Raw genomic sequence first — 20,074 nt, forward strand, 5'->3', positions numbered from 1 at the left:
ACCCAATTCGGAAAGGAAAGGCATGCGGTTTCTGAAGGTGCTGTTCTGGCTGTTGCTGGGCGGCCTCGTCGCGGCCTTCGTGATCTATAACGGCGACGAGCGCGTCGACATCCGCCTGTGGGGCGGCCTCGTCGCCGATTTCAGCCTGCCGCTGCTGCTGATCATCGTCTTCCTGCTCGGGCTGCTCCCCTCGCTGGTCGCCTATCAGACGCTGCGCTGGCGTTCGCGCCAGCGGCTCGCGGGGCTCGAACGCGCGCTCGCCGATCTCCGCGCCGTCACGCCCGCCCCCGAGGCGACCGTAGCCACCTCCCCTGCCCCGCCGCTGATCGGGGATGCCCAGGCATGAGCTCGCCGATCTACGTCGCGCTCGACACCCCGGACCTCGAGCGCGCACGCGGCATCGCGCAGCGCGTCCACAACCATGTCGGCGGGATCAAGCTCGGGCTCGAATTCTTCATGGCCAATGGCCGCCAGGGCGTGCGCGAGATGGCCGAGATCGGGTTGCCGATCTTCCTCGATCTCAAGTTCCACGACATCCCCAACACCGTCGCCAAGGCGATCCAGGCGTTGCGCCCGCTCGAGCCGTCGATCCTCACCGTCCACGCCGCTGGCGGGCGCTCGATGCTCGAGGATGCCAAGGCCGCCGCGCCGAGCGGCACCAAGGTCGTCGCGGTGACGATGCTCACCAGCCTAGACGATCGCGACCTCGTCTCGATCGGGCTCAGCCCCGACCCGCACGAGCAGGTCGTACGCCTTGCCGAGCTCGCCAGGTCGGCGGGCGTCGACGGGATCGTCTGCTCGGGCGAGGAAGTCGCGGCGGCAAAGAAGGCCTGGCCGCACGGCTTCTTCGTCGTCCCCGGCGTCCGCCCCGCCAACGGCCAGGTCGGCGACCAGAAGCGCGTCGTCACGCCGCGCGCCGCGCTCGACGCCGGCGCCTCGATCCTGGTCGTCGGCCGCCCCATCACCCAGGCCGAGGATCCCGACCTCGCCGCCCGCGAGATCGAAGCAACGCTTTGACGCCGATGCCATTGCTGATTCACCCCGCCTCGCGCGACGATCTGCCGCGCCTCCATCCCGTGATCGAGCGCGCCTATCGCGGCGAGACCGCGCGGCAGGGATGGACGCACGAGGCGGACTTGATCGAGGGCCAGCGCACCAATCTCGATACGCTCCAGGGAATCGTCGACGACGCCGCGCAGCGGCTGCTCGTCGCCGAGCGCGACGGGGAGATCATCGGCTGCGTCCAGGTGAGCGACCGCGGCAACGGCCTCGCCTATCTCGGCCTGCTCTGCGTCGATCCGACATTGCAGGCGGCCGGGCTCGGCAAGCAGCTCGTCGCGGCGGCCGAGACGACCGCGCGCGACACTTTCGGCGCGGACAGGATGGAGATGACCGTCATCGATTCGCGTCGCAAGCTGATCGAGTTCTACGAGCGCCGCGGCTACGCGATCTCCGGCGAGAAGCGCGATTTCCCGATCCCGCTCGATCCGCCCTTGTTCATGGATGTGCTGGTCAAGCCGCTCGCCTGAGGCCTATGGCGTCGCTCATGCCCGTCACAGCCAAGATCTGCGGCCTCTCGACGCCCGATACCCTTGATGCGGCTGTGCGCCACGGCGCCGCGCAGGTCGGCTTCGTGTTCTTCCCGCCCTCGCCGCGCTCGCTCACCTTCGACCAGGCGGCGGGGCTCGCCGGCCGGGTGCCGTCGCACGTGCGCAAGGTCGGCGTGTTCGTCGATCCCGAGGATGGGCTGCTCGACGCGACGATCGCGGCCGCTCGCCTGGACGCCGTGCAGCTCCACAAGACCGCGCCCGATCGCGTCGCCGCGATCCGCGCGCGCACCGGCCGCGAGGTCTGGGCGGCGGTGGCGGTGAAGACGAGCGCCGATCTCTCCGTCGCCGCAAGCTTCGCAGGGGCGGCGGATCGCATCCTCTACGACGCCAAGACGCCCGATTCGGCCGCGCTTCCGGGGGGCATGGGCCTGCGCTTCGATTGGACCCTGCTCCAGGGACACGCCCATCCCTTGCCCTGGGCGCTCTCGGGCGGGCTCGATCCCGCCAATGTCGCCGAGGCGATCCGCGTCACCGGCGCGCGGGCGGTCGACGTCTCCTCGGGCGTCGAGAGCGCACCGGGCGTCAAGGATGTTGCCAAGATCGCCGCATTCCTCCAAGCGGTGGCGCAATGTTGAGGCCCTGCCCTGTCCGCATCGGATTTCGATGGCGTTGATCGCTCGCCCCTAGCCAGCGACCGCCCTCGAACCTCTGAGAGACACATGACCGATACCGTCACCCTGCCCAATTCGCTGCGCAACCTGCCCGACGAGCGCGGGCATTTCGGCCAGTTCGGCGGCCGCTTCGTCGCCGAGACGCTGATGCCGCTGATCCTCGACCTCGAGCGCGAATATCGCGCCGCGAAGGCCGATCCCGCCTTCCAGGCCGAGTTCGACGATCTGCTCGAACATTATGTCGGCCGCCCCAGCCCGCTTTATTATGCCGAGCGGCTGACCGAGGCACTGCGCGAGTCTGCCCCCGAGGGGCACGGCGCGAAGATCTATTTCAAGCGCGAGGAACTCAACCACACCGGCGCGCACAAGATCAACAACTGCATCGGCCAGATCCTGCTCGCGATCCGCATGGGCAAGACCCGGATCATCGCCGAGACCGGCGCGGGCCAGCACGGCGTCGCCACCGCCACGGTTGCTGCAAGGTTCGGCCTGCCCTGCACGATCTTCATGGGCGCCAAGGACGTCGAGCGGCAGAAGCCCAACGTCTTCCGTATGAAGCTGCTCGGCGCCGAGGTCCATCCGGTCACTTCGGGCGCGCAGACGCTCAAGGACGCGATGAACGAGGCGCTGCGCGACTGGGTCGCGAACGTCCACGACACCTTCTACATCATCGGCACTGCCGCGGGCCCGCACCCTTATCCCGAGCTGGTCCGCGACTTCCAGTCGGTGATCGGCACCGAGACCAGGGCGCAGATCCTCAAGGCTGAGGGACGCCTTCCCGACCTGCTGATCGCCGCGGTCGGTGGGGGCTCGAACGCAATCGGGCTGTTCCACCCCTTCCTCGACGATGCGGGCGTCGCGATGATCGGCGTCGAGGCCGCGGGCAAGGGTATCGAGACCGGCGAGCACGCCGCGAGCCTCACCGGCGGCAGCCCCGGCATCCTCCACGGCAACCGCACCTATCTGCTCCAGGACGAGGACGGCCAGATCACCGAGGCGCATTCGATCAGCGCCGGGCTCGACTATCCCGGCATCGGCCCCGAGCATAGCTGGCTCCACGAGAGCGGCCGGGTCGACTATGTACCGATCACCGACGCGAAGGCGCTCGAGGCCTTCCAGCTTTGCTGCAAGCTCGAAGGCATCATCCCCGCGCTCGAAAGCTCGCACGCGCTTGCAGCCGTGCCCGCCAAGGCACGGGAAATGAAGCGCGATCAGATCATCGTGGTCAACGTCTCGGGCCGCGGCGACAAGGACATCTTCACCGTCGCCGATGCACTGGGGGTGGAGTTGTGAGCCGTCTCTCCACAGCTTTCGACGCCGCCCGCGAGCAGGGCCGCGCCGCTTTGGTGACCTTCGTCACCGCGGGCGATCCGTCGCGCGACGCCACCATCGAGATCCTCGACGCCTTGGTCGCCGGCGGCGCCGACGTGATCGAGCTCGGCATGCCCTTCACCGATCCGATGGCCGACGGTCCCGCGATCCAGGCCGCCAATCTACGCAGCCTCGGCGCGGGCACGCGCACCGCCGATGTGCTCGCGATCGCCGGCGAGTTCCGCAACCGGCATCCCGAAGTGCCCCTGGTGCTGATGGGCTATGCCAACACGATGACCCGCCCCGACCCCGCCAAGTTCGCGGCGATGGCGGAGAATGCAGGGGTCGACGGGATCATCTGCGTCGATATCCCGCCCGAAGAAGCCGACACGCTCGCGCCCTTCGGCGAATACGGACTCGACGTCATCCGCCTCGCCACCCCCACCACCGACGCTGCGCGCCTGCCTGCGGTGCTCTCCGGCGCATCGGGCTTCGTCTATTACGTCTCGGTCGCCGGTATCACCGGGCTCCAGCAGGCCGCGCAGGCCTCGATCGAGGACGCCGTCGCGAAGCTCAAGGCCGCCACCGACCTGCCGATCGCGGTCGGCTTCGGCGTTCGTACCCCCGAACAGGCCGCGGCGATCGGCCGTGTCGCCGACGGCGTGGTGGTCGGCTCTGCGATCGTCGATCTGGTCGGCAAGCACGGGCCGGATGCGCCCGCGCATGTCCGCGCCTATATCCAATCCCTCTCGGCGGCGCTGGCCGCACCCAAGGAAGTCGCATGAGCTGGATCAGCCGCGTCCGCAACGCGCTCGCCTATGTCACCACCAAGACGAGCGAGACCCCCGACAATCTCTGGCACAAGTGCAAGGGATGCGGGACGATGGTCTTCTCCAAGGAGCTGGAGGAGAATCTCTTCGTCTGCCCGACCTGCGATCATCACGAGCGCATCGGGCCGGCGCGGCGCTTCGAATATCTGTTCGACGCGGGCAGCTACACCGTGCTGCCCAGCCCCCGGGTCGCCGAGGACCCGCTCAAGTTCCGCGACCAGAAGCCCTATCCCGCGCGCCTCAAGGCCGCGCGCGCCGCGACCGGCGAGCCCGATGCCTTCCTCAACGCGAGCGGCACGATCCTCGGCCGCAAGGCGGTGATCGGGGTCCAGGACTTCGCCTTCATGGGCGGATCGATGGGCCAGGCGGTCGGCGAGGCGTTCATCGCCGGTGTGGAGGCGGCGATCGCGGCCAAGGCGCCGTACATCGTCTTCACCGCCTCGGGCGGCGCGCGCATGCAGGAGGGCATCCTCAGCCTGATGCAGATGCCGCGCACCACCGTCGCGATCGAGATGCTCCACGATGCCGGGCTGCCCTATATCGTCGTGCTCACCGATCCCACCTCGGGCGGCGTGATGGCGGCCTATGCGATGCTCGGCGACGTCCAGATCGCCGAGCCGCGCGCCACGCTCGCCTTCACCGGCCGCCGCGTGATCGAGAATACGATCCGAGAGAAGCTGCCCGACGATTTCCAGACCTCGGAATATTATCGCGACCACGGTCTGGTCGACATGGTCGAGCATCGGAAAGACCTGCGCGAAGTCCTCGGCCGCCTGATCGGCCTGCTCACCGACGCGAAAGCGGCGGCGTGATCTCCAATTCACCCCTCCCTTTCAAGGGAGGGGCAAGGGGTGGGTAAGCGGTGGGCGAGGCTCGATGCCTCGACCGCCGCTCTTTTGGGATGAAGGTGATGAGTCTTTTGAGCGCGCAGACGCGCGCACCCACCCCCATCCCCTCCCTTGAAAGGGAGGGGCTTTGAGTTGCCCGACCACGCCATCTCCGCGAACCCCGCCGTCCAGCGCCAGCTCGACCGCCTGACCGCGCTCTCCCCCGGTGCCGACATCCTCGGCCTCGAGCGTATCACCCGGCTGCTCGATCGCGTCGGCAATCCCCACCTGCGCCTGCCCCCGGTGCTCCACGTCGCCGGCACCAACGGCAAGGGTTCGACCTGCGCCTTCCTGCGCGCCGCGATCGAGGCCGCCGGCCTTTCTGTCCATGTCTATTCGAGCCCGCACCTCGTCCGCTTCAACGAACGCATCCGCCTCGCCGGCAAGCTTATCTCCGACGAAACGCTCGCTCCGCTGCTGGAAGAGGTTCTCGATGCCGGCGGCGATATCGGCGCGAGCTTCTTCGAGGTCACTACTGCCGCCGCCTTCCTCGCCTTCGCGCGCACGTCCGCCCATGCGTGCATCGTCGAAGTGGGCCTGGGCGGCCGGCTCGACGCGACCAACGTCATCCCGGAGCCTGCGGTCACCGCCATCGCGCAGCTCGGCATCGATCATCAGGCGTTCCTGGGCGACACGCTCGCGCAGATCGCCGCCGAGAAGGCCGGAATCGCCAAACCCGGCGTGCCCCTGGTGACCATGGCCTATCCGCGCGGCATCGCCGATATCGTCGATCGCTGCGCCGAGACCGTCGCCGCGCCGGTATTCGCCGAGGGGCAGGCATGGTCGTTCGAGGCGCGCGGCGACGCGCTGCATTACAGCGACGCGGCAGGCGAGCTGACCACGCCCCTCCCCGCGCTTGCCGGTCCCCACCAGCCCGCCAACCTGGCGCTCGCCATCGCGGTCCTGCGCCACCAGCGCGCGCTGGCCATTCCGGACGAGGCCCTCGCCGCCGCAGCGCTGCGGGCTCGCTGGCCCGCCCGCATGCAGCGCCTTTCGCACGGACCGCTCACCGCCTTATTGCCGGCGGGCGCCGAATTGTGGCTCGACGGCGGCCACAATGCCAATGCCGCCGAAGCGGTGAGCCGTGCCGCCGCCCGCGTGGCCGACGGACGCCCGATCGACCTCGTCCTCGGCATGCTCGAGAACAAGGACGCCGAGGCTATGATCGCCCGCTTCGCGCCGATCGCCCGCTCGCTCACCGCCGTGCCGGTTCCTGGCCACCCGCATCACGCGCCGGCGCATCTCGCCGATCTCGCCCAGCGCGCAGGTCTCGCCGGCGACGAAGCGACCGACCTCCCCGCGGCCCTGGCGACCATCCCGCACGAAGGCACGCCGGTCGTGCTGATCCTCGGCTCGCTCTATCTCGCGGGCACCGCGCTCGAAGCGAACGACGAGCTGCCCGACTGAGGCGACTTATTGCGATTGACTTGCAATAGCGAACTGGCAACAATCCCCGCATCGTCCACGCGGGAGTCGTTATGTCCGCCACCAAGACCCTTGCCGCTACCCTGCCCGCGCTCCAGCCCGAGGATGCCGGCGCCCGCCTCCTGCTCTTCGGCATCCGCCAAATGGGGGCGCACGGCCTCAACGACGCCTGCACGGCGCACGCCTTCGTCACGGCGTTCGGCAAGGGTTTCCAGCGCCCCCTGGTGCTGCTCCGCGCGCTGATGGCGGAAATGTCGGCGGCCTCGGCCGGCCCGATCCAGATCGCGCCCTGGTGCTGCGCGCGCATGACTGGCCCCGAGGCGACCCTGCTCGAAGTGATCGGGCGTATCCGCGCCCAGCCGGCGCGCGCGCAGATGCTGCTCGCCGACCTTCTCGGCGTCCGCGACGCGGCGAGCATCGCGTGCACCGCGCATGCGCTCGCCAACGCTTTTGCGGACCTGGCGCTGCCGCTGGACGAGGGGGCGACGGCGTGAGGTGAAGCTATCGGCAGGAAGGGAGTCCGTCATGCTGAACTTGTTTCAGCATCCACTGGGCCGCCAGCAACTGACCTGCCTGTGGAGACATGGACCCTGAAACAAGTTCAGGGTGACGGAAGAACAAAGTGCAGGAACGTCCCCAACCGGGTCGTCAGTAGCGCTGATATCGCCCCCAGCAGCTAGAGCAGCCGCTTCCCGGGCAACCGCACCGCCACCACCCGCCAGGTCAGCCCCTGCAGCGCGAACACCACCTCCGGCCCCGACCCGTTCGCCGATGCCAGCGTGAAGCGGCCCAGCGAATCCCGACGCACGCGCATGTCCTCCGCTTTCACGTCGCCCAGGCTCGGCCGCGCCGCCTTCGCCACCGCCGCGCTCGCGAAGAGGGCGCGCATCCCCTCGGGCGTTATCGCCGCGTCGACCAGCGGATCGGCGAGCCGCTCTGCCAGCGCCGCCCCCAGCCTGTCGAGCTCCGACCCACCGGCGCGGTCCAGCCGGTCGCGCACTTGCGTCTTCAGGTTCGCGCGCACCGCCGGATAGTCGATCCGCGCCGAGATCGCAGTCAGGTCGCGCGCATCCGCGGCCTTCTTGAGCTGGAGCAGCGTCAGATAGGGCGAGCCCCACAGCCATCCTCCCCCCGCCAGCACGAGCAGCACGACAAGCGCGATGATCCAGCGCCTCATTGCCCCAGTCCCTTCGCGCGCAGGCCCGCAAGCGCTTCGCCGGCCCAGCGATACATGCCCGCATCGGCCGCGCGCTGGTGCCGGTTGAGCCGCCGCATCCGTCCCTCGACTTCCTCGAGCACAACCAGCGCCTTGCGTTCCCAGCCCTGCTCGAGCAGCAAGGCCGCGTAGCGGCAGCGCGCTTCCTCGCCGGGCATGCGGGTGACGATGTCGGCATAGAGATCGAGCGCCTCGTGCTTGCGTCCGAGATGATCGAGCACCCGCGCGCGCAGTAGCGCCTGCCGGTCGCGCTCGCTCTGCCCCAGGGGCTCGGGGATCGCGTCGAGCAGCGCCAGCGTCTCCGCGGCCTGCCCCGTTTCGAACAGCGAGAGCGCGAGCTTGCCCTGGCTCCGCACATCGGGCTCGCCGGGCGTCATCGCAATGCTCTCGCGGTAGAGCGGCACCGCCTCGCCATGCCGCCCCAGCGCCGCCAGCGCATCGGCGACGCGCAGCCGGTTCCCCGCGGTGTCGGCGAGCCCCAGCGCGTCGCGTGCCGCGCGCAACTCGCGCTCGGGATCGATCGTCTCGATCGCCTTGGCGCGCGCGGTGCGCACGTGCCGATTGGTGCCGAGCCCCGGCAGCACCTCGACGATCAGATAGGCGATCGCGCTCACCACCGGCAGGAAGATCAGCGCGGTCAGCCAGAGCGGGTTGCGCCCGGTGCGCATCAGATGGACGATGCAGAGCACCTGCAGCCCGATGACGACGAGGAACGGCATCAGGCGCTTGCCTCGGTCGTTACCGCCGGCGCGCGCGGCGCCCCGCGCCACCATTCGGCGAGCACCAGCAGCACGGCCACGCCGCCCAGCCCCGCGGTCAGGAAGAAGATGCTGGCATAGCCGTATATCTCGATCGCCTCCCCCGTCGCGGCACGGCCGAGCGCGCCGACGAGGAAGGTCATCGAGGAGAGCAACGCGTATTGCACCGCGCTATAGTCGCGCGAAGTGATCGACGAAATGTACGCGACGAACGCCGTGCCCGCGAGCCCGCCAGCGATGTTCTCGCCCGAGATCGCGATCATCAGCCGGAGCATCCGCGGCTCTATCCCGCTATGGTCGAGGAAGAGCAGCCGCGCGAAGCCGTCGATCCATGCCCCGCCCAGCGCGAGGTCGGCATAGAGCAGGTTCGATACCGCGGCGACGATACCGCCGGCGAGCAGGGTCGGCATCCGTCCCCAGGCCGCGAGCATCACCCCGCCCAGCGCGACGCCGATGATCGTCATCACCACGCCGAACAGCTTGGAGGCGAAGGCGACCTCGTCGTTGGTATATTGCAGCTCGCCCAGATAGAAGGGGAAGGCGAACGGCGCCCAGATCGAGTCCGCGATCCGATAGAGCAGGATCAGCGCGAGCACGAGGAATGCGCCCCAGCGCAGCCGCTCGACGATCTCGGCGAGCGGCAGGATCAGCGCGCGGTAGCTGTGATTGGCGAAGGCCTGGAGCGCGCCCGGCGTTGGCTCCGCGGCGCCTTGGACTTTGGGCAGCCGGTTGGTCCAGCCCGAGATCAAAGCGGGCAGGATGACGGTGGCGACGATGATCCACGGCCCCCAGGTCTGGGTGAACACGCCGGCCGAGGGGGCGGTCGCACCCGGCGCAGGCGGGGTCAGCGCGGCAACCATGAAGCTGCCGAGCATGAAGATCGCCCAGCCCCAGCAAACCGCCACGATCGCCAGCACGATGCCGCGCTGTTTGCGATCGGGCACCCTGTGCGCGGCGAGCGGCGAGGCTTCGTCGGCGGGGTCGCGCTTCACCTCGGGCGTGAACAGCGTCATCACCAATGCGGCGAGCATCACGAAGCCGAAGCCGACATAGACCGTCGGCCAGCTCAGCCGCGCGGCGAGCACCAGCGCCAGCGCGCCGCCCGCCAGCGCCGCGAAGCGGTTGCCCAGCTGGTAGATCGCCGACAGCAGGTCGACCGTCGCCGCCTCGTCGGCCACTTCGATGCGCCACGCGTCGATCACCACGTCCTGTGTCGCCGAAAGGAAAGCCGCGATCACCGCGATCACCGCGAAGCTGCCGATCGCGGTGACCGGATCGGTCGCCGCGAGCATCCACAGCAGCACGGCAAGCGCAGCCTGGCACAGGACCAGCCACGATCGCCGCCGGCCGAGCCGCGAGAGCAAGGGCAGCCGCGCGCGGTCCACCACCGGCGACCACAGGAACTTGAAGGCGTAGGCGAGCCCGATCCACGAGAGCACGCCGATCGTCGCAAGGCTCACCTTGAGCTCGCCCAGCCACGCATTGAGCGTCCCGATCAGCAGCACGAAGGGGATCCCGGAGGCGAATCCCAGCACCAGCATCGCCGCCGTCTTGCGGTTGCGCACCGCCGCGCGCATCAGCGCCCAACCCTTCAGTTTCTCGCTCACCTTGCACCCTCGCTTCGTTGGGTGGAAACTAGCGAAAACGCCGGAGAAGGATAGCCATGAACGCGCCGACCCAGGGCCAGCTCGCGCTCGCCGCCCAGCTCGCGGGCGGCGGCCGGCGCGGCGAGGGCGCCATCGCTCATGTCGATGCCGTCGCCTATACCAGCGATGCCCGCCACGCGGCCGAGCAGGTGCGGATCTTCGCCCGCGCACCTTTGGTCATCGCGCCCTCGGCGCTGCTGCCCGAACGCAACATGGCGGTGCCGCATGACGGCTTCGGCAAGCCGCTTCTCGTCGCGCGCGACAAGCAGGGCCAGGCGCACGTCTTCCTCAATGTCTGCCGCCATCGCGGCACTCGCCTCGTCGAGGGCTGCGAGGCGGTGCGTACGCCGCGGCTCGTCTGCCCCTATCATGCCTGGAGCTATGCGCTCGACGGCAGCCTGGTCGGCCTGCCCCGCGCCGACACCTTCCCCGGGCTCGACAAGGCCGCGCACGGCCTCCGCCGCCTCCCCACGCACGAGGCCGGCGGGCTGATCTGGTTCAGCTTCAACGAGGGCGCCGATTTCGGCGAGGCGGAGACGCTCGCGCGCGATTTCGAGGCCTTCGACCTCGCCGGCCAATATCTCTTCCGCCGCCGCACGCATGACGTCCGTGCCAATTGGAAGCTGATCATGGACGCCTTTCTCGAAGGCTATCACATCCAGCGCCTCCACGCCGGCACGATCGCCCCCTTCTTCAGGGACGGCGTCTCGACCGCGGACAGCATCGGCCCGCACCAGCGCTCGGCGGTGGGCCGTGAGGCCGCGCTCGCGGCGCTCTCGTCGAACGACTGGGCGACGCTCCGCGCGGCGATCACCTACACCTACCAGATGTTCCCCGGCACGGTGCTCGTCGTCAGCCCCGATTACATCAATCTGATGGTGCTGATGCCGCAGGCCCCCGATCGCGTGCTGGTCGAGGATTTCATGCTCATCCCCGAGCCGCCCGCCACCGACAAGGCGCAGGCGCATTGGGAGAAGAGCTGGGAACTGCTCGACGGCGGGGTCTTCGCGGCCGAGGATTTCCGCGCCTGCGAGCTCGGCCAGCAGGGCCTTGCCTCGGGCGCGATCGACCGGCTCACGCTCGGCACGCTTGAGCTCGGCATCCGCCAGTTCCACGATGCCGTCGAGGCGCGACTGGCCGCTACGCAAGACCCCTGAGGGGCGGCCAGGGGCCGGCGAGCGACGCTATAATGGATCCGAGCCATCGCAGGATCCATGAAATGCCCGCCATTGCAACCAGCCGCACCTTCGCGCCTTATGCCGGCCAGGGCCCCGCCGATCTGGTAACGCGCGTCGCCGTATCTCTGTCCATCCTGTCGTGGCTCGGCGTCGGCATCGCCTTGTTCTGGCGGTGACGTCCTCCGGAAGAACCCCGGCTCGGGGAGTTCCCGGCTCGCGGACACACAGCCCTTCGCATAGGTCGGCCACCATGCTGCACACTCCCATCCCCGATCGCCTCGCCGAGACCGAGGACGAGAAGCGCCTCCCGCCCGCGGCCGGCATCCTCATCGCCATGGCCGCTTCGGCCGCGATGTGGGGCGCGATCTACGCGGCCTTCGCTCTGAGCTTCTGAAGCCCGGGCTCAACGCTCGCCGAACAGGCTGAAGCTGGTCGGCAGCTTCCGCGGCTTCCTGCCGGCCATCATCGCCTCGACGGCGCCGATCGCAGCCAGCAGGTCGCGCTGCGGATAAGGCTTGGAAAGGCAGCCTGCGGCCAGCCTGCGTGCCTCTCCCGGGCAATTGCCCGTCACGAACAGCACCTGCACGCCGCGCTCCGCCGCCGCCTGCGCCACGGCGATGCCGCTGCCGTCCGACAGTTGCACGTCCAGCAGCACCAGGTCGATCGCCGCTTCGCCCTCGATCGCGGCCAGCGCATCGGCGACCGAATCGACTGTCGCGACAATCTCGAATCCCTCGACGATCAGGAAATGCTCGGTATCGAACGCCACCAGCGGCTCGTCCTCGACCAGCAGGACTCGCTCGATCAGCCGCTTCTTCTTGACGAACAACATCACACCGCTTTCATCCGCGGCGAGGCCCCGTGCCCCCGCAAGTCGCTCCTGGCGCGCCAGAATTTTTCATCGCCGCAATGATTTTGCCGCGCGGAGCATAATCGCTATATCGCCGCCGTGCCCCCATCCAAGTCCCCCGAAACGCAGCGCATCGCCAAGCTGCTCGCCCGTGCAGGAATCGCGTCGCGTCGCGAGATCGAGCGCATGATCGCCGAAGGACGCATCGCGCTCGACGGCAAGGTGCTCGATACCCCCGCGACCCTGCTCACCTCGCTCCACGGCGTGACCGTCGACGGCAATCCCGTCGCCGAGCCCGCCCCTGCGCGCCTGTTCCGCTATCACAAGCCCGCCGGCCTGCTCACCACCGAGCGCGATCCCGCGGGACGCGCGACGATCTACGATCGCCTTCCGCAAGGCCTGCCCCGCGTGATGCCCGTGGGCCGGCTCGACCTGAACACCGAGGGGCTCCTCCTCCTCACCACCGACGGCGAGTTGAAGCGCGAGCTCGAACTGCCCGCCACGGGCGTCGAGCGCAGCTATCGCGCCCGCGCTTATGGCCAGGTCAGCCAGCCGCAGCTCGAGGGCCTCATGCTCGGGGTCGAGATCGAGGGCGTCCGCTACGGTCCGATCGACGCCAATATCGAGCGCCGCACCGGCGCCAATGTCTGGATCGAGATGACCCTTACCGAGGGAAAGAACCGCGAGGTCCGCCGCGTCCTCGAGCATCTCGGGCTCGAGGTCAGCCGGTTGATCCGCACGCGCTACGGCCCCTTCTGGCTCGGCGACCTGCCTTCCGGCGACGTCGACGAGATCCGCCAGAACGACTTGACCACCTTCCGCACCGTGCTGTCCAGGCCCGGCGGCGGCAAGGCGGCGTCGAACCTGCAATTCTCGGTGCGTGAGCGCGTGCCGGAGCCGTTGCCCAAAGCGAAGCCCGTGACCGAGCCCGATCGCCGCCTGCGCCGCGCGCCGCCAAAGGCCGCGCCGGCCGAGCCCAAGGGCCCACGCTTCACCCCGCGCGCCACGCCGGCGCCGAAGCGCCCTGCCCCCGCCCCGGCCGAGAGCGAAGGACGCAGGGCCGCACGCGGCACGCTCAAGCCCGTAAACCCAGCCCGCGCCGCTCGTGCCAAGGCGCACCGCGACGCGCAGGGTCCGCGCGAGGGCGATTTCGTCGATCGGCCGCGGGGCCCTCGTCCCGCCAAGGGACCGGCGGGCGGTCGCGGCAAGCCCTCCAGGCCTGCCCGTCCGCCGAGGACGCGCAAGTAATGCGCATCATCGCCGGCGAATGGCGCGGCCGCCCATTGGTCGCGCCCAAGGGCGACACCACGCGTCCCACCGCCGATCGCACCCGCGAGGCCCTGTTCTCGATGCTCGCCAGCCGCCTCGGCAGCTTTGAAGGGCTCGCGGTCGCCGACCTCTTCGCCGGATCGGGCGCACTGGGGCTCGAGGCGCTGTCGCGCGGCGCCGCCTCGTGCCTGTTCGTCGAGCAGGACAAGACCGCGCTCGACGCGCTCAAGGCCAATATCGCCAAGCTGGGGGCCAAGGGCGCCGAAGTCCGCGCCACATCCGCTCTCGCGCTCGGCCCCGCGGTCAAGCCGCTCGACCTGATTCTGATGGACCCGCCCTACGCCACCGGCGCGGGCGCGGTCGCACTCGACAAACTCGGCCGTCTCGGCTGGGCCGGCCCGGCGACCTGGATCAGCATCGAGACCGCGAAGGCGGAGGAGATCGCAGTCGCCGGCTTCGCGATCGACACCAGCCGCGTCCACGGCAAGGCCCGCCTCACGCTGCTGCGGACGGCCTGACCCGTCGAGTCACGCCAGCGCGTTCCTACGCGAAACCAGCGCCAGCCCCACCAGGCTCAGCAGCGCCGCCCCGGCGAGGTAATAGCCGACCCACATCAGCCCGCCCTGCACCACCAGCGCCGCCGCGATCAGTGGTGTGAGCCCGCCGCCGATGATCCCGCCGATGTTGAAGGTCACCGACACGCCGGTATAGCGCACCCGCGCCGGGAACAGGCTCGGCAGCCAGCCGCCGAGCGGCCCGTAGACGAACCCCATCACGAACAGTCCGCCCGCGAGCCAGACGAACAGACTCCCTAGCGCTCCCGCGGTGACGAACAGCCCGATCGTCAGTCCCGCGCCCACAGTCGCGAGGCATCCGATCGCGAGCACCCGCGTGGCACTGCTGCGGTCCGCGAGGCTCGAGGCGATCCAGATCCCCGCGGCCATGAACAGGATCGCCGCCAGCTCGACCGCCAGGAAGGTCTCGCGATCATAGCCGAGCCCCTTGGTCGCATAGCCGATGATGAACACGGTCGAGATGTAGAAGAGCGCGAAGCAGGCGACGGTGCCCACCGTCCCCGCCAGCGTCGGCAGCCAATGGTCGCGGAACAGCTCGCCCACCGGGATACGCGGCGGCGGCGCGCTTTCCTGCGCGGCGACGAAGGCCGGGGTCTCGGTCAGCTTGACGCGCACCCACAGTCCCAGTGCGACCAGCGCGGCGCTGGCGAGGAAGGGCAATCGCCAGCCCCATTCCCGGAACTGGTCGTCGCTGAGCAGTGCCCCCAGCAATAGGAAGAAGCCGTTGGCGAAGATGAACCCCACCGGCGCGCCCAGCGGCGGAAACGCGCCATAGCGATTGGCCCAGCCCGGCGGCGCATTCTCCACCGCGAGCAGCGAGGCCCCGCCCCACTCCCCGCCCAGCCCCAGCCCCTGTCCGAAGCGCAGCAGGCAGAGCAGGGCCGGCGCGACCCAGCCGATCATCGCATAGGTCGGCAGGAAGGCGATCAGCACGGTCGAGATGCCCATCAGCATCAGCGACGCGACCAGCGTCGACTTGCGTCCCATCCGGTCGCCGAAATGCCCGAAGACGAGCCCGCCCAGCGGCCGCGCAAAGAAGGCGACGCTGAAGCTCGCATAGGAAGCGAACTGCGCGAGCGCGGGATCGGTCGCGGGGAAGAACAGCGCCGGGAAGACGAGCGCCGCCGCGGTCGCGTAGATGTAGAAATCGTAGAATTCGACCGACGTGCCGACGAGACTCGCGAACAAGATGCGGCGGTGCGATGCGAGCGGTGTGACGGCCATGTCTTCTCCTTCCGGCCCACCTAGAGCGAAAAGCCCGAGCCTCGCAATCCGAAGCCGCGCCCGTTCATCCGCCCGACAGTTTCGCCGGTGTATCGACTGTCAACCTCGCAGCACCGGATAAGGGAGTCGGCAATGCGTGTATCGTCGGGACGCAGGCTGCTCCTCGCGGCGCTCTTCGCGCTGGCCGCGGGCGTGCTGGTGCATTTCTACAACCCGGTCGATCATATCCGCGCCGATCTCCATGCCGATGCGGGCGGCCTGAAGCTCAGCCTCGAGATCGCCGCGCATGCGGTCGAACGAGTCTGCGAGAAGGCCTAGGTTCACGGGACGTGTTTATCGGGGAGCGAAATCGCCCTCGAGGTTGCCGACTGTAGACTCAGTTCAACCCGTAGGCCTTCACGGCGGTCAGCATCAGCCAGTAGAGCCCGCCCGACAGCGCCATCGCCGCCGGCAGCGTGAGCAGCCACGCCGCGGCGAGCTGGGCGATCGTGCGTCCCTGCAGCCCCTGGCCGTTGGCGACCGATGCGCCCGCAACGCCCGAGGACAGGATGTGCGTGGTCGAGACCGGCAGCCCGAAGCGGTCGGCGCTCAGGATCGTCGCCGCCGCGACCAGCTCGGCGGTGGCGCCCATGCCATAGGTCATGTGCTGCTTGCCGATCCGTTCGCCCACGGTGATCACGATCCGCTTCCAGCCGATCATCGTCCCCAGCCCCAGCGCGATCGCCACCACCACCTTCACCCACAGGGGAATGAAGCGCGTGCCCGCTTCCAGCTTGGCCTGGAATTCCTTGATCGCCTTGGCCTCGGCCTCGCTGAAGACGCCGGGCTTCTTGGTCGCGAGCTTGGTGGTGTCGAGCACCAGATACATGTCGTTGCGGACGTTCGACGTCGCCTCGGCGGGGACCTTGCTCAGCGAGCCATAGCCGGCGACGCGCGCGCTCAGGTCGCGCGACAGGCTCTCCAGCGCGCCGAACACCTCGGGCGTGGTTGCATCGCGCTTCTGGAGCGCGCCGGTCAGCGTTGTGCGCGCCTGGTCGGGCGCCATCTCGATGCCGCCGCTACGCGCATCGAAAGCCGCGGTCGCCACATTCGCCGTCTCGACGAACGCGGGGGTCGCGCTGGTCGGCAGCGTACGGTTGAGCGCATAGGCGGTCGGGGCGCAGCCGATCAGGATCAGCATGATCAGCCCCATGCCCTTCTGGCCGTCGTTCGAGCCGTGGCTGAACGAGACCGCGGTGCAAGTGAAGATCAGCAGCGCGCGCACCCCACGCGGCGGGGCCTTGTCGCCTTCGGGCGCCTTGTAGAGATCGGGCTGGCGGATCACCGCGCGCATCACGAGGAGCAGCAAGAGCGCCGCGAAGAAGCCGATCAATGGCGCCATCCACAGTCCGGTCAGCACCTTCTGCGCCTGGCTCCAGTCGACCCCGGCGGCACCGCCGCGCGACCCAGCCTGAATCAGCTGGTTGGCGAAGCCGACGCCCAGCACCGACCCGATCAGCGTATGGCTCGAGCTGTTGGGCAACCCGACATACCAGGTGGCAAGGTTCCACAGCACCGCCGCGAGCAGCAGTGCGAAGATCATCGCAAAGCCCGACGCGCTCCCCACGTTGAGGATCAGGTCGACCGGCAGCAAGGTGATGATCGAATAGGCCACCGCCCCGCTCGACAGCATTACCCCGAGGAAGTTGAAGAAGCCCGACCAGACGACCGCGAAATGGGCGGGCATCGAATTGGTGTAAATGACGGTCGCGACGGCGTTGGCGGTGTCGTGGAAGCCGTTGACGAACTCGAACCCGAGCGCGATCAGCAGCGCCAGTGCCAGGAAGGCGAACACGCCCAGCGCCAGTTCCTCGCCCACGCCGCGCGTGTCGGCGAGCACGCTCCACCCCGCATAGGCCATCCCGCCGATCAGCAACGCGGCGAAGAGGAACTTTGCGAACGGGTGGGGCTTATAGTCGAATCGCGAGGTCCGCGGCGTTTCGGCCGTCGGTGCCTGGTCCAGTGCGAGCGTGGCCATGTCGCGCCCCTGACCCCGCTTCGTGACAAAGTGATGACACCACCCGCACGAAGCTGTGGATCGCTATTCGAAGCAGGTTGTCCGGGTGACCTTGATCACCTTGCCGCTCGCGTCCTTCTCCTCGTGCCGTCCCGGCTCGCACGGCGGCTTGCGCGGCGTGGTCTGGCTGGTTCGCCACGCCACGAATGCCGCGACGATTGCGATCGCCAGCACGATCCCGAGCCTGAGTTTGCGATTGCGCCACATAAGCCCGCCCTAGCCGCGCAGCATGCCTGAAGCAACTTGCTCCAGCGCCCCGCGTTCCCTACCTGTTCGCCAATGACTCTCCCCGCGCCTTCCCCTGACGACGCCCCCTATCTGCAGGGCCTGAACGAACCCCAGCGCGAGGCCGTGCTCACCACCGAGGGTCCCGTTCTCGTCCTCGCCGGCGCCGGCACCGGCAAGACCGCCGCGCTCACCGCGCGCCTCGCACACCTCCTCTGGACCCGGAAGGCCTACCCTTCCGAGCTCCTCGCCGTCACCTTCACCAACAAGGCTGCCCGCGAGATGCGCGAGCGCGTCGGCCGGCTCGTCGGCGAGGCGGTGGAAGGGATGCCGTGGCTCGGCACCTTCCACGCGATCGGCGCGAAGATGCTCCGCCGCCATGCCGAGCTGGTCGGGCTCCAGTCCAACTTCACCATCCTCGATACCGACGACCAACTCCGCCTGCTCAAGCAGCTCATCGCCGCCGCCGATCTCGACGAGAAAAGATGGCCCGCGCGCCAGCTCGCCGGCCTCATCGACCAGTGGAAGAACAAGGGCCTCACCCCCACCGACATCGACGCCGGCAAGTCCGAGGGTTTCGCCAACGGCAAGGGTCAGGCGCTCTACGCCGCGTACCAGGATCGCCTCCGCACGCTCAACGCCTGCGATTTCGGCGACCTGCTCCTTCACATGCTGGTGATCCTCAAGACCAACCGCGACGTGTTGGCGAGCTATCAGAACCGCTTCCGCTACATCCTTGTCGACGAGTATCAGGATACGAACAGCGTCCAGTATCTCTGGCTCCGCCTGCTCGCGCAGGAGCGCAAGAACATCTGCTGCGTCGGCGACGACGACCAGTCGATCTATTCGTGGCGCGGCGCGCAGGTCGAGAACATCCTCAAGTTCGAGAAGGATTTCCCCGGCGCCAAGGTGATCCGCCTCGAGCAGAATTACCGTTCCACCCCGCACATCCTCGCCGCCGCCTCGGGCGTGATCGCCAATAATGGCGGCCGCCTCGGCAAGACGCTGTGGACCGAGAAGGACCAGGGCGAGAAGGTCAAGGTGCTCGGCATCTGGGACGGCCCCGAGGAAGCGCGCCGCGTCGGCGAGGAGATCGAGGGGCTCCAGCGTGGCGGCATGAGCCTCGACGCCATGGCGATCCTCGTCCGCGCGCAGCACCAGACCCGCGAGTTCGAAGACCGCTTCATCGCGATCGGCCTGCCCTATCGCATCATCGGCGGCTTCCGCTTCTACGAGCGCCAGGAGATCCGCGACGCGCTCGCCTATCTCCGGATCGTTGCCCAGCCCGCCGACGACTTGGCCTTCGAGCGCATCGTCAACGTCCCCAAGCGCGGCCTCGGCGACAAGGCCCTCGCCAAGGTCCACCAGTTCGCCCGCGCGCAGGGCCTGCCGCTCACCACCGCCGGGGCGCGTATCCTCGACACCGACGAGCTCACCCCCCAGGCCCGCCGCAGCCTCGGCAACCTCATCGGCGACATCGCCCGCTGGCGGAGCATGGGCGACACCCTCCCCCATCCCGAGCTCGCCCGCATCATCCTCGACGAGAGCGGCTACACCGCGATGTGGCAGGCCGATCGCACCGCCGAGGCCGCCGGCCGCCTGGAGAACTTGTCGGAACTCGTCCGCGCGATGGAGGAATACGAAAGCCTCACCGCCTTCCTCGAGCATGTCTCCCTCGTGATGGACAATGAGGCGAGCGCCGAGGAGGCTAAGGTCACGATTATGACGATCCACGCCGCCAAGGGCCTCGAGTTCGACACGGTGTATCTGGCGGGCTGGGAGGAAGGCATCTTCCCCTCGCAGCGCGCGCTCGACGAGGGCGGGCTCGCGTCCCTCGAAGAGGAACGCCGCCTCGCTTATGTCGCGATCACCCGCGCCCGGCGCCAGGCGACGATCCTCCACGCCGCCAATCGCCGCATCTACGGCCAATGGACCAGCTCGCTCCCCAGCCGCTTCATCGCCGAGCTGCCCGACGCGCATGTCGAGAGCGAGACCACCATGTCGGGCGGCGAGAGCCTGTGGCGCGCCAACTGGTCCGAGCGCGCCGACCCCTTCGCCGATGTCGGACGAGGCACCGGCCGCGGCCCCGGCTGGCAGCGCGCCGCGGGGGTGGACACCAAGAACCCCGGCGGCAGCTTCACCGCACGAACCTTCTCCCGCGAGGCGCCCCGCGTGCTCGAGAGCCACGCAAGCGCGGTAAGCTTCGGCGCCAAGCCGCGCGGGGATTTGTCGGTGGGGCTGCGTGTCTTCCACCAGAAGTTCGGCTACGGGGTCATCGCCGAGATCGAGGGGAACAAGCTCGAGATCGACTTCGAGGTGGCGGGGCGCAAGCGGGTTATGGATAGTTTTGTGAGTGTGGGAAAGAATGACGATGGCCACTTCTTTTCGTAAGATCGCAGAGGA

The 20,074-nt window shown here is 68.8% G+C and carries 23 protein-coding genes; 16 read left to right on the plus strand and 7 right to left on the minus strand.

Going from position 1 to position 20,074, the window contains the following annotated elements; genetic code table 11:
* Nucleotides 1–22 precede the first annotated feature (22 nt).
* From MT490_RS16490 to MT490_RS16530, 9 genes are all read left to right on the plus strand, one after another.
* Entirely contained in the window at nt 23–346 is a 324-nt protein-coding gene (locus MT490_RS16490; RefSeq protein ID WP_297390178.1) for a LapA family protein, read from the plus strand.
* Nucleotides 343–1,017 (plus strand): orotidine-5'-phosphate decarboxylase, encoded by a 675-nt coding sequence (gene pyrF / locus MT490_RS16495; RefSeq protein WP_297390180.1) that lies wholly within the window; start codon nt 343–345, stop codon nt 1,015–1,017. The genes MT490_RS16490 and pyrF overlap by 4 nt, the downstream gene beginning before the upstream one ends.
* A 5-nt stretch (nt 1,018–1,022) precedes the next feature.
* Entirely contained in the window at nt 1,023–1,529 is a 507-nt protein-coding gene (locus tag MT490_RS16500; RefSeq protein WP_297390183.1) for a GNAT family N-acetyltransferase, read from the plus strand.
* Nucleotides 1,530–1,546: 17 nt separating this feature from the next.
* The gene (locus MT490_RS16505; protein ID WP_297390185.1) at nt 1,547–2,185 is read left to right on the plus strand and encodes a phosphoribosylanthranilate isomerase; all 639 of its coding nucleotides are present in this window, start codon (nt 1,547–1,549) and stop codon (nt 2,183–2,185) included.
* Nucleotides 2,186–2,269: 84 nt separating this feature from the next.
* Complete coding sequence (trpB, locus tag MT490_RS16510) at nt 2,270–3,514, plus strand: tryptophan synthase subunit beta (protein WP_297390187.1); 1,245 nt, start codon at nt 2,270–2,272, stop codon at nt 3,512–3,514.
* Complete coding sequence (gene trpA, locus MT490_RS16515) at nt 3,511–4,317, plus strand: tryptophan synthase subunit alpha (RefSeq protein ID WP_297390190.1); 807 nt, start codon at nt 3,511–3,513, stop codon at nt 4,315–4,317. The genes trpB and trpA overlap by 4 nt, the downstream gene beginning before the upstream one ends.
* Nucleotides 4,314–5,174 carry an acetyl-CoA carboxylase, carboxyltransferase subunit beta gene (gene accD / locus MT490_RS16520; RefSeq protein WP_297390192.1) on the plus strand — a complete coding sequence of 287 codons (861 nt, stop codon included), beginning with the start codon at nt 4,314–4,316 and terminating at the stop codon, nt 5,172–5,174. The genes trpA and accD overlap by 4 nt, the downstream gene beginning before the upstream one ends.
* 168 nt (nt 5,175–5,342) lie before the next feature.
* Nucleotides 5,343–6,656 carry a folylpolyglutamate synthase/dihydrofolate synthase family protein gene (locus tag MT490_RS16525; RefSeq protein ID WP_297390194.1) on the plus strand — a complete coding sequence of 438 codons (1,314 nt, stop codon included), beginning with the start codon at nt 5,343–5,345 and terminating at the stop codon, nt 6,654–6,656.
* 71 nt (nt 6,657–6,727) lie between these two features.
* Complete coding sequence (locus MT490_RS16530) at nt 6,728–7,168, plus strand: DUF6628 family protein (protein WP_297390198.1); 441 nt, start codon at nt 6,728–6,730, stop codon at nt 7,166–7,168.
* 182 nt (nt 7,169–7,350) lie between these two features.
* On the opposite strand, the gene MT490_RS16535 is transcribed toward MT490_RS16530, so the two are convergent.
* Genes MT490_RS16535 through MT490_RS16545 form a run of 3 tightly spaced genes read right to left on the minus strand, consistent with a single transcriptional unit; the run spans nt 7,351 to nt 10,255 of the window.
* Entirely contained in the window at nt 7,351–7,851 is a 501-nt protein-coding gene (locus MT490_RS16535; protein ID WP_297390201.1) for a DUF2939 domain-containing protein, read from the minus strand.
* Entirely contained in the window at nt 7,848–8,609 is a 762-nt protein-coding gene (locus MT490_RS16540; protein ID WP_297390204.1) for a tetratricopeptide repeat protein, read from the minus strand. Before MT490_RS16540 ends, MT490_RS16535 begins: the two co-directional genes overlap by 4 nt.
* Entirely contained in the window at nt 8,609–10,255 is a 1,647-nt protein-coding gene (locus MT490_RS16545; protein WP_363321761.1) for an MFS transporter, read from the minus strand. The genes MT490_RS16540 and MT490_RS16545 overlap by 1 nt, the downstream gene beginning before the upstream one ends.
* A 56-nt stretch (nt 10,256–10,311) precedes the next feature.
* Between MT490_RS16545 and MT490_RS16550 the strand changes: the two genes are divergently transcribed.
* The 3 genes from MT490_RS16550 (at nt 10,312) to MT490_RS16560 (ending at nt 11,866) form a co-directional block, all read left to right on the plus strand.
* Nucleotides 10,312–11,451, plus strand: coding sequence for an SRPBCC family protein (locus MT490_RS16550; protein WP_297390207.1), 1,140 nt, complete (start codon nt 10,312–10,314; stop codon nt 11,449–11,451).
* Between the two features lie 62 nt (nt 11,452–11,513).
* Complete coding sequence (locus MT490_RS16555; RefSeq protein WP_297390210.1) at nt 11,514–11,648, plus strand: hypothetical protein; 135 nt, start codon at nt 11,514–11,516, stop codon at nt 11,646–11,648.
* Between the two features lie 74 nt (nt 11,649–11,722).
* A complete protein-coding gene (locus MT490_RS16560; RefSeq protein WP_297390214.1) occupies nt 11,723–11,866 on the plus strand; it encodes a hypothetical protein in 144 nt (47 codons plus the stop codon).
* Nucleotides 11,867–11,875: 9 nt separating this feature from the next.
* Here the strand turns inward: MT490_RS16560 and MT490_RS16565 are convergent, their stop codons facing one another.
* The gene (locus MT490_RS16565) at nt 11,876–12,304 is read right to left on the minus strand and encodes a response regulator (protein WP_297390287.1); all 429 of its coding nucleotides are present in this window, start codon (nt 12,302–12,304) and stop codon (nt 11,876–11,878) included.
* 117 nt (nt 12,305–12,421) lie between these two features.
* Here MT490_RS16565 and MT490_RS16570 point away from each other — a divergent pair, with 117 nt between their 5' ends.
* Both MT490_RS16570 and rsmD read left to right on the plus strand, forming a co-directional pair.
* Complete coding sequence (locus MT490_RS16570) at nt 12,422–13,570, plus strand: pseudouridine synthase (RefSeq protein ID WP_297390217.1); 1,149 nt, start codon at nt 12,422–12,424, stop codon at nt 13,568–13,570.
* Nucleotides 13,570–14,109 (plus strand): 16S rRNA (guanine(966)-N(2))-methyltransferase RsmD, encoded by a 540-nt coding sequence (rsmD, locus tag MT490_RS16575; RefSeq protein WP_297390220.1) that lies wholly within the window; start codon nt 13,570–13,572, stop codon nt 14,107–14,109. The genes MT490_RS16570 and rsmD overlap by 1 nt, the downstream gene beginning before the upstream one ends.
* Nucleotides 14,110–14,118: 9 nt before the next feature.
* Here rsmD and MT490_RS16580 read toward each other — a convergent pair whose 3' ends face one another.
* Nucleotides 14,119–15,390 carry an MFS transporter gene (locus tag MT490_RS16580; protein WP_297390223.1) on the minus strand — a complete coding sequence of 424 codons (1,272 nt, stop codon included), beginning with the start codon at nt 15,388–15,390 and terminating at the stop codon, nt 14,119–14,121.
* A 132-nt stretch (nt 15,391–15,522) separates the two neighbouring features.
* On the opposite strand from MT490_RS16580, the gene MT490_RS16585 reads away from it, so the two are divergent.
* Nucleotides 15,523–15,708: a hypothetical protein gene (locus MT490_RS16585; RefSeq protein WP_297390226.1), complete on the plus strand. Its 186-nt coding sequence runs from the start codon at nt 15,523–15,525 to the stop codon at nt 15,706–15,708.
* A 58-nt stretch (nt 15,709–15,766) separates the two neighbouring features.
* Here MT490_RS16585 and MT490_RS16590 read toward each other — a convergent pair whose 3' ends face one another.
* A complete protein-coding gene (locus tag MT490_RS16590; RefSeq protein ID WP_297390229.1) occupies nt 15,767–17,407 on the minus strand; it encodes an inorganic phosphate transporter in 1,641 nt (546 codons plus the stop codon).
* Between the two features lie 63 nt (nt 17,408–17,470).
* Nucleotides 17,471–17,653: a hypothetical protein gene (locus MT490_RS16595; protein ID WP_297390232.1), complete on the minus strand. Its 183-nt coding sequence runs from the start codon at nt 17,651–17,653 to the stop codon at nt 17,471–17,473.
* Nucleotides 17,654–17,725: 72 nt separating this feature from the next.
* Here MT490_RS16595 and MT490_RS16600 point away from each other — a divergent pair, with 72 nt between their 5' ends.
* Nucleotides 17,726–20,062: a UvrD-helicase domain-containing protein gene (locus MT490_RS16600; RefSeq protein ID WP_297390234.1), complete on the plus strand. Its 2,337-nt coding sequence runs from the start codon at nt 17,726–17,728 to the stop codon at nt 20,060–20,062.
* The last annotated feature ends 12 nt before the right edge of the window (nt 20,063–20,074 follow it).

This window comes from Sphingomonas sp. (genome assembly GCF_026460985.1).
Lineage (GTDB): Bacteria > Pseudomonadota > Alphaproteobacteria > Sphingomonadales > Sphingomonadaceae > Sphingomonas.